We start from the raw sequence: 13,695 nt of genomic DNA on the forward strand, positions 1-13,695 counted from the left end.
TCGGCGTCGCTCGGATGATCTTGATGTCGGAGAGAACCGCGCCCCGGCCTTCGAGAGGGCGATCGGCCAGCAAACGGCCTGGACCCGCAATGCCTGCGGCGGACTATTTTCCGGCGGCCCTGCGGGCCTTTCCATCGCGAGGCAAAATAGCCCGCCTTCGTCATCCTCCGCTGTGCTCCGGCCCTCCGCCTCGCTGCGGGTGCAGGTCCGGCCCGCCCGCCGGCTTTCGTCGCCATGAAGGCCGCGAGGGTCGCGGTCGAACCGACGGAGCATCCCGATGAGCGAGCACGACGACTACGAACCGCACCACGCCTCTTCACCCACCGACCATGTCCTCAGCGAACTCCAGCTTTACGGCTACCGTCCCTTCACGGATGAACCCGATCCCCGACCGCTTCCGGAAGGCGACCATGTCGCCGGCGCCATCGCCGACATCTTTGACGCCCTGATCGTCACCCTTGAGGACACCCGCCTCGAGCCCGACCTCGACGATCTCCTCTGGTCGACGGTCAACGTCTTCCACCGAGCCACCGACCGGATCGAGCGCGAGCTGGACGACAACGAGCAGGCGCAGCGCCGCGGCCAGCGCGAACAGGACGGCAGCGAAGTGAAGGCCGTCGAGCTGGAACGCCTGACGGCCGAGGGCCAGACCATGATCGAACGCCGCAACGCCTTCGAGCTGATGCGCGACCAGGCCGCCGAGCACTACGAGCGCCACACCGGATCGAACTGGCGACCGCGCAGCGGATCGATGGTCAACCACCGCAACCTGACCTCGGCGATGATCGACAGCCGCGACTTCCTCGCCGCCAAGAAGCGCGCCGACAATCAGGTGCTACTACCTGCCGGTGCAAAGATCGCCTTTACCGGTGGGCTCGACTTCAACGATCACCACCTGATCTGGGCCAAGCTCGATCAGGTCCACGCCAAGCACCCCGACATGGTGCTGCTGCACGGCAAGTCGCCGAAGGGCGCCGAGAAGATCGCGGCCAAATGGGCCGACGCCCGCAAGGTGCCGCAGGTCGGCTTCGCCCCCGACTGGACGAAACACGCCAAGGCCGCACCGTTCAAGCGCAACGATCAGATGCTGGACGTCCTGCCGATCGGGGTCATCGTCTTCCCTGGCACCGGCATTCAGGACAATCTCGCCGACAAGGCGAGGAAGCTCGGCATCCCGCTGTTCGACTTCCGCCCGAAGGGAGGTGGCGCGTGAGCGCTGCCTCTCACAGCATCTCGGGTCGAAACAGCGATCTGCGGCTGATGACCTTGCCGGACACCACGAACACGCCATCGCCGGTGTAATGCAGCGTCTCGGGATGCTTTGGCGACGTGGCGACATGCACCTTCACCACCTCGAAGATGAAGAAATTGTACTTGTCGACCAGCGCGTCGTCGTGAAGGCGGCATTCGAAGCTGGCATGGCATTCGCCGATCAACGGCGCATCGACCTTGCTCGCCTCTTGCCGCGTGAGATTGAACTTGGCGAACTTGTCGATCTCGGCCCCCGACGTGTTGCCGATCCCCACCACGGTATCGGTCAGCGCCGTCGTCGGCAGGTTCACCACGCATTCCCGGCTTTCGCGGATCATGTGGTGGCTGTGATTGCCGCCGGAGATCATCAGGCCGACCAGAGACGGCGAGAATTCCAGGATCGTGTGCCAACCGAGCGTCATGATGTTGGTCGCGCCCTGCCACTTTGATGACACCAGCACGATCGGACCGGGCTCCAGATAGCGCCGCACCTGGCTGACGGGGAAGTCGGTCTTCTCAGGCACCTTCGGCATGGGCATTCTCTTCGACAACTGCGCTTTGCATGATCATACCCGGCCATGTCGGCAGCATCACGACCGGCAGCATGGCGGCGATGCTTTGGCGCGAAAGCATTGAACGGGCGTTTCCATGGTGGCCCCGGTCATGGCGGAAAACCATCCCCCGCTTCCAATGCGCTGATCCTTGGTCCAGCCGCTGGCCTGACGCCATCAACCCGTAAAGGGTCGGACTACGCAAAGCGTGCCGCCGCTCCGGCTTCGCCTGCGCGGTGATCGCGGCCATCGGCCGGACACATCGGGCGCCTGTCGCGCGGGAGATGGTCTCCCGCCTCCAAGACAGGAGCCGGTCAGATGTCCCTCAATCAAGCTCACGCCTTCGCCTTCAGCCTCGCTACCAGCCTCATGGTCACCATCGTCATCTTCCAGGCCGGCGACGGCACCATGGGCGTCATGCCGGCCGGCGAATATGACGGCGAACTCGCCGCCATCGTTCACGAGATCGATCCCTTCGCCCGCTGACCGCGGGCAAGGCGTCGCGACTGCAAGCGGGAATCCTACGGGATTTCCGCTCCCGTCCCGCCTTCTCTTCGGCTATACTGGCAACGCGCCGTGGTGGTGGTGGAGGCGCGACCGTCAGACCTCTATCTCACGGAGAACACCACCATGGTTTTCATCGGCATCCTCTCCAGCATCGTGGCGATCGGCGCCCTGTGCTGGCTTCTATTCACACTGGCTGTCTTCGCGCTTCCGTTCTTCGCGGGCGTCAGTGCCGGGACTTGGGCCTTCCAGACCGGCGCCGGTTGGCTCGGGGCAATCCTCGTCGGCCTCGCCGCCGCCGCACTGACGCTCGGCCTCGGGCAGTTCCTGCTCGCCTTCATCCGTCCGCTCTGGATACGGCTCGCGATCGCACTCGCTTTCGTCGCGCCTGCGGCGCTCGCCGGCTACCATGCGACACATGGCATCGTGAAACACACCATGCCCTCCGACACCTGGCAGATCATCTTCTCCGTCATCGGCGCAGTCGCCGTTGGTGTCACGGCGCTGATTCGGGTGACAGCAATGGCCGCGCCCGGGCCAACCGGGCAGAACGTCGCGCGCGCCTGACATCGTTGCCGGCGGCGGCAGGACGGTGGGTTGATGTCTTACGTGTCGCGCTCTTCGTCGGCAGGGTCGTTCGCAATCGCGTTGATCGGATCAACGGCTAACCCAACTGACGCGCCATGCCCTCGGTGACGGTGGTGGGGGCAATGCCCTGACGGCGCGCCCAACGACGGTGCGAGTGCTGAGAGGGGGCGATCGCGTGGGCGACGGGCAGGAGCCGGCGGAACGGAGCGTCCGCCGGAGCTGGTTTGAACCGCGGTGTCAGGCGTCGTCACGGTCCATCGGTCCGGGGCGGTCGCCGCGTTCTCCTGTGATGCCGTCTCTGTCAGGTCGACCGCTCCAAAACGGCCTCTTCAATGGGCTGATCTGGCCGAAGGTCGGCTGCGCCTCGATCGCCTATGCCGCAACAGCGGCGTCGAAACTTTCTTCCCCTGCCGGCTGCGCCGTCATTCCTCGCGAGCCAAGAAAGCCCCTCCTTTGCTGTCAGGCCCCTGCGGGGTGCGCCGTCAATCGCCTCCGGCCTGTCGATCGCCATCGAGGCCGCAATGGTGCGGGCTCGGAACAGAGTTCAAGGAGAACTACCATGGCGACCATCGGCACCTTCAAGAAGACCGGCAACAACGAGTACACCGGCGAAATCGTCACCCTCAGCCTGCAGACCAAGAACGTCCGCATCGTCTCCGAGGCCCGCGCTACCGGAGAGAACGCCCCCAGCCACCGCGTCTTCGTCGGCCGCGCCGAGATCGGCGCCGCCTGGTCCAAGACCTCCAACGAGGGGCGCGCCTATCTGGGCCTGAAGCTCGACGATCCCAGCTTCAATGCCCCGATCTACGCCAACCTCTTCGACGACGAGGAAGGCGAAGGCTTCAGCCTCATCTGGTCCCGCCCTAGCGGCCGCCGCAACGGCGAGTAAGGCCAGCGCGACGCCCCGCCCGGACAATCCGGGCGGGGCCAAACGCCTGACGGTGGAACGAATCACCTCTGGTTCTGGACACCGGAATCGCGCCCGCTAAAGCCAGAACCGCTGGTCTTTTCCAGTAAGAACGACTATTATAGCCGTAGTTCTGGCGTACGCGTAGGTCCGAGTGGGAGGTGATCATGCATGATCACCGCCCGACAATCACGGGCCGCACGCGCGTTGCTCGGCTGGACACAGGAGACGCTCGCTGACAAGGCCCGGGTATCACTGACCGCGTTGAAGCGCCTTGAATCCGACAGCGGGCTCGAGGTGTATGAATCAACACGCGATCAGGTCCGTCGAGCCTTTGAAGGCGGTGGCATCGTCCTGCTCAACTCCGGCCAAAGCGTGGGAGTGATGCTGGTTGGTGACAAGGACAACCCTTGACGACTTTTTCGGGCGAACCCGCCCGACCATCCTGATTTTGCGTCAAACCGCGGCGGTGTGGCGCGGGATATCATTACGGTTAACAAACTGCTCCAAATTGGATACGAATGACTCGTGGGGCTCATTGTGACCAACGCAGAATATCTGGACGAACCGCCGCTCGGCGCGGCGCTCACCGCCTATGACCAGGCGCATCTGAAGCTGTACCTGAGGCTGCTCGACGCCGAGGCGGACGGTGCGACCTGGGAGGAAGTCGTCGAGCTTCTCTTCGGCCTCGATCCCGCAGCGGACCCCAACCGTGCAGCGAAAATTCATGCCGCCCACCTCGCTCGCGCGAAATGGATGACCGAGAACGGCTTTTGCGAGCTTCTCGGCCCCCGCCTCCATTGAGGTGATGCAGAACCTGCATCACGTTGATCCGACTTCGTTCTTCCCACGCCACGCTCAACTTGGGATCGTGACCGCTGCTTGACTCGCGTTGCGTCATAATTTCGCGGAGGCGGTGGAGGATGTCCGAAGATGAAAGTTGGCGGTCTGAGACCGCCTACAACTATATCGACAATCTAACTCCGGGTGACCTTGCCTGGGAATTTCTGCGCCGAAACCCCGACTACCGGAAAGCCTATCGGGAGCTTGTGTCCAGCGGCCGACTCTCACTCGAAACGGCCGAAGAATTTGCGAACCTATGGGGGTTGCGATTTCGGCGCCGACCCGCTCATCGCGGCTCATGCCCAGCAGATTTTTTGGACCCCTCAAGTCGATCCGTCGGCAATAATGTTCGCCGCAGGTCCGCGCCCTGAAGGGTTTTCCATCACTGCCGACGAGTTACGCCTCCGTACCATATTCCAGCACGACCCTGCTCATCTCAGGCTCGATATCCGCGGCGAGCAGTATGACGTCACGCTCGCAGACCCGCAGGACGAGAACCCGCTCGCGGCGATGGTCATGTTCGATGACCTCACACCGGATCGACAGACCGCGCTGACCCGGTTCTGGAGCGCGATCAAAGGCAAGCGCGTCCCGAACGACCCTCGAATGACGCCGCAACGCCGCGAGCGCGCGCGCCAAATGCTGCGTGCGGTCGATGGACGTCGTGCCGGCGCGACATATCGATCGATCGGGCAGGTTCTGTTCCCTGGTCATAAAATCGACGCCGCCTCCTGGGCCGGGGACGCGCTGCGCGAAATCACGATCCGGCTGGCGCGCGACGGCGTGAAACTCGTTGAAGGCGGCTACCGCTCCCTCCTGCGCCGACCCCGCCGATCATAGCCCGCCATCGACCGCCTGCGGCGTGTCGAAACTAGATTCCTATCTCCGACATCGTCCGACCCACCGCCTTCACGCCACCGTGCTCTCGAACCGCCGCCTGACGGCAGCGGCCCCCGATGAGACCACGGAGGCTCGACAATGGCCGATACGACCGCCGGCATCCCGCCACGCTACCTGCGCACGCAGGAGGCCGCTCGCTTCCTCGGACTGTCCGAGCGCACACTGGAGAAGCACCGCACCTACGGCACCGGCCCGTCTTACAGGAAGCTCGGCGGCCGAGTCGTCTACGCCATAGAGGATCTCCAGACGTGGGCCGATCGCGGCCTCGTCAATTCGACCTCTGATCCGCGCGGCACGGTGCTCCCCGCCAAGCGGCAGGAGCCGTCGGATCGCCGCTTCGCCGGCCGCCAGCCGCGCTGAGACGACACGCCATGTCGTCCCGTCACACACAGCACGACGAGCGTGCGCAGCTCGATCTGTTCCGGGCGCTGCCCGGCGATCTCGCGCCGCGCGACGCGCAGGACCTCATGGCCTATCCGTTCTTCTCGCTTGCCAAGTCGAAGCGCCTGACGCCGATCGACTTCAAGGCGGGTTCGGTGAAAATCCGTGTCGAAGCCGTGCCCGAGCACGGCATGGCGACGATCTGGGACGCGGACGTTCTGATCTGGGCGGCCTCGCAAATCGTCGAGGCCCGTGACGTCGGCCTGCGCCCGTCACGCCTGATGGCGACCACGCCTTACGAGATTCTGAACTTCATTGGACGCGGTGTCTCGCTGCGCGATTACGACCGGCTTAAGGCCGCGCTCGACCGCCTCCAGTCCACCACCATAGCGACCTCAATCCGCCAGCCGACCGAGCGGCGGATGCACCGCTTCTCCTGGATCAACGAATGGAAGGAGCGAGCCGATCACCGCGGCCGCCCGCTCGGGCTCGAACTGATCGTACCCGACTGGTTCTACGCGGCTGTCCTCGATGATGCGCTCGTCCTCACGATCGACCGCAACTATTTCAGGCTGACCGGCGGCCTGGAGCGCTGGCTCTACCGCCTCGTGCGCAAGCATGGCGGCAAGCAGGAATACGGCTGGAGCTTCGACTTTCCGCATCTGCACGCGAAGTCCGGCAGTCTCTCGCCGCTCAAGCATTTCGCCTACGACCTGCGCGACATCGTCCGCCGCCAGCCGCTGCCGGGCTATCGGCTGACCATCGAGCAGTGCCTCGGCGGCCCCGAAATCCTGTCCTTCGTACCCACCGATCCCGACGCGCTCGGCATCCCGCGCCGCCGTCGCCGCTCGACAACTCGACCTGGGGATAAGCTGTGAATCATCTCGTGCTATCAGGGACCGGCGCTATCGTGCCATCGGGGACCGGACTCTCGTGCTATCGGGGACCGGAATCGTCGATTCATCGCGCTGAATCAGCAGCTTGCGAGCACCGTAACTTATCTAACCTAGATTCCTACGGAATCTTTCTAACGCAAACGCGTTTTTCGACCGCTGTGGACGAGTCCCCGATCGCCGGGAGACCGTCATGATCGTCGCGTTCCTCAACCAGAAGGGCGGCGTCGGAAAGACGACGCTCGCCCTCCACCTAGCCGGTGAATGGGCTCGGCACGGGCAGCGCGTCACGCTGATCGACGCCGACCCACAGGGATCGGCGCTCGACTGGTCACAGCAGCGCGGCCGGGAGGGATTGGAGCGGCTGTTCGGTGTTGTTGGCCTGGCCCGCGACACGCTCCACCGCGAAGCGCCGGAGCTGGCGCGCGACGTCGATCATGTCGTCATCGACGGACCGCCGCGTGTCGCCGGTCTGATGCGTTCGGCGCTGCTCGCCGCCGATCTTGTGCTGATCCCGGTGCAGCCTTCGCCGCTTGATGGCTGGGCGTCGGCCGAGATGCTGACGCTACTCGGCGAAGCGCGGATTTACCGGCCGGAACTCAAGGCGCGGTTCGTGCTGAATCGATGCGCAGCCCGCACGGTGCTTGCCAGAGAAACCGCCGAGACGCTCGCCGACCACGACCCGCCGCCACTCCTGACCACCATCGGTCAGCGCATCGCTTTCGCCGATGTCGTGCAGACCGGACGGCTCGCAGCCGAACAGGACGATACATCGCCCGCCGCGCGCGAGATCGCCGCGCTCGCTGCCGAAGTCACGAGGATCGGGGCATGAGCGAGCAGTCCTCGAAACGCCGCTTCGCGTCCCGCCCTGCCGATCCGGAAAGCTGGATCAAGGCGCCGGACCGTCCGTCGCCGCGCGCGGAGGCCGCCGCCGATTTCACCGCCAGGCTGACGATCGACGTCACCGCCGACATGCGCGGCCGGATCAAGATCGCCGCCTTCCAGCGCGGGCAGACCGTCGCCGACATGCTGCGCGCCCTGTTCGAGCGCGAGTTCCCGACCAGCGAAGGAGAGCCACGATGATCGGTGTCGCCGATCCGTCGCTGCGCAGCGGCTTGCCGCCCGCGCTCGCGGCCGATGCTCTGACCCATGTCGAGTTGACGTGGGTCGAGAAGAAGATCGAATTCTGGATCAGGTTCGGTCGCGAGACCGCCGAACAGATTCTCGACCGCCGCCAGCGCGTCGTGTCGTTCGCGCCGGACAGCGTTTTCGCCTTCGTTCGCTGGACCTCCAACGACTACGGCACCGCACTTTCTCGGCTCGACATCGTGCGCGCCGTCGGTGCGGGCGAGCGCTGCCAGACCCTGCCATTCGTGCGCCCCGGCGGCGACATCCTTTTGCGCGCCGATGGCTGGCCGAAGGTCGAGCGCGTCCTCCAGCTCATTGATGCCATCGAGGCGCGGGGCATCGGTGCGATCGACGTTTCGCCCGATCACTGGCGGCACGTCCACAACCGTCTGGCGGTCGGTGAAGCACCGCGCGCCTACGACGCACAGCAGCATCGCGCCTTCCTCCTGCGCCGGAGGATCATGCCATGAGCCGCTTTGGATACGTCATGACGACGTACTTCGCAGTGATGCTGATGGGCATCCTGTCGATCGTGTCGTTCGCGCCGAAGCTCATCTGGAATGCCTCCGCGAGCACGCCGATCGGCCTCTATGCGATCAGCGCCAGCGACGGATTGGAAGCAACCGACCTCGTCGCCGTAGCGGCGCCGGAGCCAATCGCCACGTTCCTTGCCGATGGCGGATATCTGCCGCGCGGCGTGCCGCTGCTGAAGCGAGTCGCGGGCTTGCCCGGTCAACGTGTGTGCCGAACCGGCCACACGATCACCGTCGATGGCCAGGCCATCGGCGATGCGCTCGACCGCGACCGGCGGGGCCGCGAACTCCCGATCTGGCAGGGATGCCGCGTCATCGCCGACGACGAACTGTTCCTGATGAACTGGCAGGTCCGCGACAGTCTCGACGGGCGTTACTTCGGCCCGCTCCCCGCCAGCTCGGTCATCGGCCGGGCCACCCCCCTCTACACTGACGAGGACGGCGATGACCGCTTCGTCTGGCGCGCGCCGACGCGGTGACGGCACGCCCATGACCTTAGCCACCGCAATATGAAGGAGACGCCCCATGTCCGTTATCGGTCAATTCACGCGCGAAAATGACGGCTTCATCGGCCACCTGATGACGCTGTCATTGCACCAGGACATCATCATCGTTCCGGCTGAACCGTCCGATGCCGAGAACGCGCCGGACTTCCGTGTCCATGTTCTCGACAGCATGAACAACGAAACCGGCGCGGAGATCGGTGCAGGGTGGAAGCGCACCGGCGAGAAGGCCGGCGACTACGTTTCGCTGCAGATCGATGATCCGACCTTCGGTCATCCGATCCGCGCCAACCTCTTCCAATCCGCCGACGACAAGTCCGCCTGGGGCTTGCACTGGAACCGGCCGCCCAAGCGCGCAGAGCGGGACTGAACGATGTCGGTCCCGCTCCCCAAAGCTGTCGCCGGGTGGTCAAACACCGCCCGGCGCACAGCCCTCCTTCTCCTTTCCGGCCTTCTGCTTTCCGCGCCGCTTTGCGCCACCGCGAATGCGCAGACCGTGTCGGCCGAGCGCCCCTCTCGTGCCGATTCCTACGCCACATTCATCACCGAGGCCGCGCAACGGTTCGGCGTTCCCGAGCACTGGATACGCGCCGTCATGCGCGTCGAAAGCGCTGGCGACGTGCGAGCGATCTCGTCAGCCGGCGCGATGGGACTGATGCAGATCATGCCCGCCACATGGACCGATCTGCGCGCCCGTCACCGGCTCGGCGCGAATCCCTACGATCCACGCGACAACATTCTGGCGGGCGCGGCTTATCTCCGCGAGATGCACGACCGCTATGGTTCGCCGGGATTTCTCGCAGCCTACAATGCTGGTCCCGGCCGCTACGAAGAGTATCTCGCCGGCCGTCCGTTGCCCGCCGAAACGCGCGCCTATGTCGCCGCGCTGGCACCTATTATCGGCGGCGGAGATGCCCTTGCTCCCGTCACGGTCGCGGCGGCCGATCCCAACGCCTGGACACGCTCGCCGCTGTTCATCGTGCAGTCCGAGCGCACCGCCACCGCTGTTCCGACGGCCGGCGATCGCACTTCCAATGACACTCCCGCTGCAACTCCGGTGCGCGATGCCACAGCCATCGCTCCACAATCCGGAGGCCTCTTCGTGGCTAGAAACGGCGATGGAGGGCCGCGATGACGGTGTTCGCAGCATTTCGTGGAATAGCGTGCTCTGGCGGAAGGATGGCGGTCCGAGGAGGAGGAGCAGGCAACACAACCGCACGATTGCCGCCCGTAATCGGCAGGACGGTTCCCCGCCGAAGAGCGCGCCACCAACAGCTTCGCCGCCCGGTAAAATCTCCCGCGTTACGCAACGCAGGAGGCGGGTGATGGACTTCTTTTGCGGGCTGGACGTGGCCATCGAGGAGACGGCGGTGTGCGTCGTCGATGATCGCGGTGAAGTACATCTGACGGTGAAGGTGGCGACCGAGCCGGAGGCGTTGCTGGCGGTGCTGAAGCCCTTCGTTGGGCGATTGAAGCGTGTCGGCCACGAGGCCGGCTCGCTGTCGCCCTGGCTCCATCCCGAGCTCAAGAAGCTCGGCCTGCCGGCGATCTGCCTGGAGACGCAGCATGTGCGGGCCGCGATGTCGGCCCAGCGCAACAAGACCGACGCAGCGGACGCCCTCGGGATCGCCCACATCATGCGCACAGGCTGGTTCCGCCAGGCGCACGTGAAGACGGAAAGCTGCTACCGGATGCGCCTGCTGCTGACGCATCGACGCAACCTGAAGCGCAAGTTCCTCGATCTCGAGAACGCCATCCGCCACTCGCTGAAGAGCTTCGGGATCAAGCTCGGTGGCACCTCGCGCGGCAAGTTCGACCAGGCGGTGCGGGAGGCGGTGGCCGACGATCCGCTGTCCTGCGAGCTCATGGACGCCATGCTGTCGGCGCGCGCCGCGCTGTGGAAGGAGTATTGCCGGCTGCACGATCTCGTCGTGAAGCTGGTGGCGCAAAGCGAGCTGTGCCGGCGCTTCATGGCGATCCCAGGCGTCGGGCCGGTGACGGCGCTCAGCTTCATGACGGCGATCGACGACCCGTCCCGCTTCCGCCGCTCGCGCGACGTTGCCGCCTATTTCGGGCTGACGTCCAGGCGATGGCAGTCGGGCACATCGATCGACGTGCAGGGGCGTATCTCAAAGGCTGGGGACTCTGATGTGCGCCGCGCGCTCTACGAGGCGGCATCGGGACTGCTGACCCGCTTCAAGGGCAAGGACAAGGTGAAGGCCTGGGGCCAGGAGATCGCCAAGCGCTCCTGCCATCGCAAGGCGTGCGTCGCCGTGGCCCGCAAACTGGCCGTCATCATGCACGCCATGTGGAGCGACGGCACCTTCTATCTCGGCGATCCGGCAGCGAGCACTGCCGACGCCGCGCAGCGGGCGCACACCAAGGATCGCAAGCTCCTGGGAGCCCACCGATGAGCAACTTGCTGACACGAGACATGCAGCGCGCCCGCAACTGACGGACGCCATTCTGAACATGGAGATCCGCCCTCGGCGGATGAGGACCGATGCAGACCAGGACCGACGGAACGCACGTTATCTTGCCTGCGGCTGTGCCGATCGGAAGACGGCCGGACCGCGCTCGATTGCCTGTGACGATGCTCCGTCAATCCGATGGAAAAGTGCGCCGCGACGGTTCGAGCGCTGCCGACGTGCAGCCGGAACACCCCGTCGCAGAGCGCGGAGGAGTGCAAGGCGCATCGGAACTCGAAGCCCGCGAGCGGAGGCGTGCCGTGGCGAACAGCATAGTATATTCTCGCATCGGGAAGGATGAACGACGATGTCCGCAAGAGCAGTGGAAATACGACCGATTAGGAGGGCGAGATAAAAGCGCGCGAGGTGCGGCTTGGTGCGGTCGTGTGTTTTCAGGGGCTTATGGCGCATCTGCGCGAGGTGCGCCTGATCGGCGCAGCCTGCGCAATTGCCATTTCGCCAAGGATTTTCGCGCGTTTGCGCGATGTGCGGGGCCTCGGCGATGAGCGGCGAGGACGATTTCCGCATCCGGCCAGGCCGCATCCGCTCGACCCGAGCGCAGCAGGCGCGGCCCTTCATCGCCCAGGCGCTCGCCGCCGCCCAGCGGGCCGGCGGCAGCGTCTCGCGCTCCGGCAAGATCAGCTCGGGCAACCGCTCGCGGTTCGGGCGCGGGCAGCGCGCGACCGTTCAGGCCAACCGGCTACTCACCAGCCGATCGCGCAACACCATCATCAAGACGCGCGTCGTCCGTCATAGCGCGCGGGCCGCGCCGCTTTCCGCCCACCTCAGCTACCTGCGGCGCGAGGGTGTCACCCGGGATGGGGAGAAGGCGCGGCTGTTCGGTCCCGAGACCGAGGACGCCGATCCCAAGGCCTTCGCCGAGCGGACCCAGGATGATCGGCATCATTTCCGGTTCATCGTCTCGCCCGAGGACGCGACGGAGATGTCCGACCTCAAGACCTATGCCCGCGACCTGATGGGGCAGATGGAGAAAGACCTCGGCACGAAGCTCGACTGGGTCGGTGTCGATCACTGGAACACGGATAATCCGCACGTCCACATCATCCTGCGCGGGCGCACCGATGACGGCCAGGACCTCGTCATCTCGCGCGACTACATCAAGGAAGGCATGCGCGCTCGCGCGCAGGATCTCGTCACCCAAGAGCTGGGGCCGCGCACCGATCACGAGATCCGCCGCAATCTCGAACGCCAGATCGAGTCGGAGCGCTGGACCAACCTCGACCGCCAGCTTGCGCGGGACAGCTACCGCACCGGCGTCGTCGATCTTGCCCCGCACCCCGACCGCCAGCCGGACGAATTCCATGCGATGAAGGTCGGCCGGCTGCGGAAGCTGGAAACGCTTGGCCTCGCCGATCAGGTCGGTCCCGGCCAATGGGTCGTATCGGAGAACGCCGAGGCGACGCTGCGCGAGCTGGGCGAGCGTGGCGACATCATCAAACGCATTCATCGCGGCCTGACGGAACGCGGTATCGAGCGCGGCGCCGCCAGCTACGTGCTGGCCGGCGAGAGCCTCAACGATCCCGTCGTCGGCCGGCTGGTCGATCGTGGTCTCGACGATGAGCTGAAGGGCACGGCCTATGCCATCGTCGATGCCACGGACGGACGAACCCATCACATCAAGTTGCCCGACCTCGACGCGGCCGGCGATAGCGCGCCGGGCTCGATCGTCGAGCTGCGCAAATTCGACGACGCGCAGGGACGCAGACGGGTCGCGCTCGCCGTCCGCTCCGATCTCGACATCGAGAGGCAAGTCCATGCCACCGGCGCCACCTGGCTCGACCGGCAAGCGATCGCCCGCGATCCCGTTCCGCTCGGCGGCGGCGGCTTCGGCGCTGAGGTTCGCCAGGCGATGGACAGGCGGGCCGACCATCTCGTCGGCCAAGGCCTTGCCGAGCGGCAGACGCGCGGCGTCAGCTTCTCGCCCGGGCTGATCGACACGCTACGGCAGCGCGAGGTCGACGCCCTCGGCGAGAAGCTCGCCGCCGAGACCGGCCGACAATTCTCGAAGGCCGCAACGGGCGAGTATGTGGCGGGGACCTATCGCCAGCGCTTTGCGCTCGCGTCTGGCCGCTTCGCCATGATCGACGACGGCCTCGGCTTCCAGCTCGTGCCCTGGTCGCCGTCCCTCGAACGTCAGATCGGCCAGCACGTCTCCGGCGTGTCGCGCGGCGCGGGTGGCGTCGACTGGAGCTTCGGCCGCAACCGCGGGCTCGGCATGTAGCCC

Annotated in this window: 20 protein-coding genes; 18 read left to right on the plus strand and 2 right to left on the minus strand. The window is 65.6% G+C overall.

Annotated elements, in window-relative coordinates; all coding sequences use genetic code 11:
* Window positions 1-277 precede the first annotated feature (277 nt).
* Window positions 278-1,213 carry a DUF2493 domain-containing protein gene (locus tag J2126_RS12420; RefSeq protein ID WP_052819641.1) on the plus strand — a complete coding sequence of 312 codons (936 nt, stop codon included), beginning with the start codon at window positions 278-280 and terminating at the stop codon, window positions 1,211-1,213.
* A gap of 10 nt (window positions 1,214-1,223) precedes the next feature.
* On the opposite strand, the gene J2126_RS12425 is transcribed toward J2126_RS12420, so the two are convergent.
* Together J2126_RS12425 and J2126_RS12430 are read right to left on the minus strand one after the other, a co-directional pair.
* Complete coding sequence (locus J2126_RS12425) at window positions 1,224-1,784, minus strand: flavin reductase family protein (protein WP_052819642.1); 561 nt, start codon at window positions 1,782-1,784, stop codon at window positions 1,224-1,226.
* Entirely contained in the window at window positions 1,768-2,052 is a 285-nt protein-coding gene (locus J2126_RS12430; RefSeq protein ID WP_066115908.1) for a hypothetical protein, read from the minus strand. The genes J2126_RS12425 and J2126_RS12430 overlap by 17 nt, the downstream gene beginning before the upstream one ends.
* 68 nt (window positions 2,053-2,120) lie before the next feature.
* Here J2126_RS12430 and J2126_RS12435 point away from each other — a divergent pair, with 68 nt between their 5' ends.
* The 17 genes from J2126_RS12435 to J2126_RS12510 all read left to right on the plus strand — a co-directional run bounded on the left by J2126_RS12435 (window position 2,121) and on the right by J2126_RS12510 (window position 13,692).
* A complete protein-coding gene (locus J2126_RS12435) occupies window positions 2,121-2,288 on the plus strand; it encodes a hypothetical protein (RefSeq protein ID WP_197283329.1) in 168 nt (55 codons plus the stop codon).
* Window positions 2,289-2,432: 144 nt separating this feature from the next.
* Window positions 2,433-2,873 carry a hypothetical protein gene (locus tag J2126_RS12440; RefSeq protein WP_052819643.1) on the plus strand — a complete coding sequence of 147 codons (441 nt, stop codon included), beginning with the start codon at window positions 2,433-2,435 and terminating at the stop codon, window positions 2,871-2,873.
* A 580-nt stretch (window positions 2,874-3,453) separates the two neighbouring features.
* The gene (locus tag J2126_RS12445; RefSeq protein WP_018429585.1) at window positions 3,454-3,783 is read left to right on the plus strand and encodes a DUF736 domain-containing protein; all 330 of its coding nucleotides are present in this window, start codon (window positions 3,454-3,456) and stop codon (window positions 3,781-3,783) included.
* A gap of 189 nt (window positions 3,784-3,972) precedes the next feature.
* Complete coding sequence (locus J2126_RS12450; protein ID WP_026227536.1) at window positions 3,973-4,215, plus strand: helix-turn-helix domain-containing protein; 243 nt, start codon at window positions 3,973-3,975, stop codon at window positions 4,213-4,215.
* 126 nt (window positions 4,216-4,341) lie between these two features.
* Window positions 4,342-4,605, plus strand: a complete 264-nt coding sequence (locus J2126_RS12455; RefSeq protein ID WP_108609713.1) for a DNA -binding domain-containing protein — start codon at window positions 4,342-4,344, stop codon at window positions 4,603-4,605.
* A 119-nt stretch (window positions 4,606-4,724) separates the two neighbouring features.
* The gene (locus J2126_RS25945; protein ID WP_350640215.1) at window positions 4,725-5,015 is read left to right on the plus strand and encodes a transcriptional regulator domain-containing protein; all 291 of its coding nucleotides are present in this window, start codon (window positions 4,725-4,727) and stop codon (window positions 5,013-5,015) included.
* Entirely contained in the window at window positions 4,990-5,484 is a 495-nt protein-coding gene (locus J2126_RS12460; RefSeq protein WP_052819644.1) for a DUF2285 domain-containing protein, read from the plus strand. The genes J2126_RS25945 and J2126_RS12460 overlap by 26 nt, the downstream gene beginning before the upstream one ends.
* A gap of 138 nt (window positions 5,485-5,622) precedes the next feature.
* On the plus strand, window positions 5,623-5,904 hold the full coding sequence (locus J2126_RS12465) for a helix-turn-helix transcriptional regulator (RefSeq protein WP_052819645.1): 282 nt from the start codon (window positions 5,623-5,625) through the stop codon (window positions 5,902-5,904).
* Window positions 5,905-5,915: 11 nt separating this feature from the next.
* Window positions 5,916-6,803: a replication initiator protein A gene (locus tag J2126_RS12470; RefSeq protein WP_052819646.1), complete on the plus strand. Its 888-nt coding sequence runs from the start codon at window positions 5,916-5,918 to the stop codon at window positions 6,801-6,803.
* A gap of 208 nt (window positions 6,804-7,011) precedes the next feature.
* Entirely contained in the window at window positions 7,012-7,650 is a 639-nt protein-coding gene (gene parA, locus J2126_RS12475) for a ParA family partition ATPase (RefSeq protein WP_052819647.1), read from the plus strand.
* Window positions 7,647-7,901, plus strand: coding sequence for a hypothetical protein (locus J2126_RS12480; RefSeq protein WP_052819648.1), 255 nt, complete (start codon window positions 7,647-7,649; stop codon window positions 7,899-7,901). Before parA ends, J2126_RS12480 begins: the two co-directional genes overlap by 4 nt.
* A complete protein-coding gene (locus J2126_RS12485) occupies window positions 7,898-8,416 on the plus strand; it encodes a DUF2840 domain-containing protein (RefSeq protein WP_052819649.1) in 519 nt (172 codons plus the stop codon). The genes J2126_RS12480 and J2126_RS12485 overlap by 4 nt, the downstream gene beginning before the upstream one ends.
* Entirely contained in the window at window positions 8,413-8,958 is a 546-nt protein-coding gene (locus tag J2126_RS12490) for a S26 family signal peptidase (RefSeq protein ID WP_052819650.1), read from the plus strand. The genes J2126_RS12485 and J2126_RS12490 overlap by 4 nt, the downstream gene beginning before the upstream one ends.
* Window positions 8,959-9,004: 46 nt before the next feature.
* Window positions 9,005-9,352 (plus strand): DUF736 domain-containing protein, encoded by a 348-nt coding sequence (locus J2126_RS12495; protein WP_052819651.1) that lies wholly within the window; start codon window positions 9,005-9,007, stop codon window positions 9,350-9,352.
* A gap of 3 nt (window positions 9,353-9,355) precedes the next feature.
* Window positions 9,356-10,117 carry a lytic transglycosylase domain-containing protein gene (locus tag J2126_RS12500; protein ID WP_052819652.1) on the plus strand — a complete coding sequence of 254 codons (762 nt, stop codon included), beginning with the start codon at window positions 9,356-9,358 and terminating at the stop codon, window positions 10,115-10,117.
* Window positions 10,118-10,307: 190 nt separating this feature from the next.
* Window positions 10,308-11,396, plus strand: a complete 1,089-nt coding sequence (locus tag J2126_RS12505) for an IS110 family transposase (RefSeq protein WP_012112611.1) — start codon at window positions 10,308-10,310, stop codon at window positions 11,394-11,396.
* Window positions 11,397-11,952: 556 nt separating this feature from the next.
* Window positions 11,953-13,692 (plus strand): relaxase/mobilization nuclease domain-containing protein, encoded by a 1,740-nt coding sequence (locus J2126_RS12510; protein WP_052819653.1) that lies wholly within the window; start codon window positions 11,953-11,955, stop codon window positions 13,690-13,692.
* Window positions 13,693-13,695: the final 3 nt, after the last annotated feature.

Origin of the sequence: Xanthobacter flavus, from assembly GCF_017875275.1 — a bacterium.
Lineage (GTDB): Bacteria > Pseudomonadota > Alphaproteobacteria > Rhizobiales > Xanthobacteraceae > Xanthobacter > Xanthobacter flavus_A.

Bases quoted from the DNA above. Each gene is read 5' to 3' on its own strand.
- J2126_RS12470 (WP_052819646.1), top strand. From the start codon at position 5,916: ATGTCGTCCCGTCACACACAGCACGACGAGCGTGCGCAGCTCGATCTG.
- J2126_RS12500 (WP_052819652.1), top strand. From the start codon at position 9,356: ATGTCGGTCCCGCTCCCCAAAGCTGTCGCCGGGTGGTCAAACACCGCC.
- J2126_RS12465 (WP_052819645.1), top strand. From the start codon at position 5,623: ATGGCCGATACGACCGCCGGCATCCCGCCACGCTACCTGCGCACGCAG.
- J2126_RS12430 (WP_066115908.1), bottom strand. From the start codon at position 2,052: ATGGCCGCGATCACCGCGCAGGCGAAGCCGGAGCGGCGGCACGCTTTG.
- J2126_RS12425 (WP_052819642.1), bottom strand. From the start codon at position 1,784: ATGCCGAAGGTGCCTGAGAAGACCGACTTCCCCGTCAGCCAGGTGCGG.
- J2126_RS12450 (WP_026227536.1), top strand. From the start codon at position 3,973: ATGATCACCGCCCGACAATCACGGGCCGCACGCGCGTTGCTCGGCTGG.
- J2126_RS12440 (WP_052819643.1), top strand. From the start codon at position 2,433: ATGGTTTTCATCGGCATCCTCTCCAGCATCGTGGCGATCGGCGCCCTG.
- J2126_RS12480 (WP_052819648.1), top strand. From the start codon at position 7,647: ATGAGCGAGCAGTCCTCGAAACGCCGCTTCGCGTCCCGCCCTGCCGAT.
- J2126_RS12510 (WP_052819653.1), top strand. From the start codon at position 11,953: ATGAGCGGCGAGGACGATTTCCGCATCCGGCCAGGCCGCATCCGCTCG.
- J2126_RS25945 (WP_350640215.1), top strand. From the start codon at position 4,725: ATGTCCGAAGATGAAAGTTGGCGGTCTGAGACCGCCTACAACTATATC.
- J2126_RS12485 (WP_052819649.1), top strand. From the start codon at position 7,898: ATGATCGGTGTCGCCGATCCGTCGCTGCGCAGCGGCTTGCCGCCCGCG.
- J2126_RS12505 (WP_012112611.1), top strand. From the start codon at position 10,308: ATGGACTTCTTTTGCGGGCTGGACGTGGCCATCGAGGAGACGGCGGTG.
- J2126_RS12445 (WP_018429585.1), top strand. From the start codon at position 3,454: ATGGCGACCATCGGCACCTTCAAGAAGACCGGCAACAACGAGTACACC.
- J2126_RS12460 (WP_052819644.1), top strand. From the start codon at position 4,990: ATGTTCGCCGCAGGTCCGCGCCCTGAAGGGTTTTCCATCACTGCCGAC.
- J2126_RS12495 (WP_052819651.1), top strand. From the start codon at position 9,005: ATGTCCGTTATCGGTCAATTCACGCGCGAAAATGACGGCTTCATCGGC.
- J2126_RS12435 (WP_197283329.1), top strand. From the start codon at position 2,121: ATGTCCCTCAATCAAGCTCACGCCTTCGCCTTCAGCCTCGCTACCAGC.
- J2126_RS12420 (WP_052819641.1), top strand. From the start codon at position 278: ATGAGCGAGCACGACGACTACGAACCGCACCACGCCTCTTCACCCACC.
- parA (WP_052819647.1), top strand. From the start codon at position 7,012: ATGATCGTCGCGTTCCTCAACCAGAAGGGCGGCGTCGGAAAGACGACG.
- J2126_RS12490 (WP_052819650.1), top strand. From the start codon at position 8,413: ATGAGCCGCTTTGGATACGTCATGACGACGTACTTCGCAGTGATGCTG.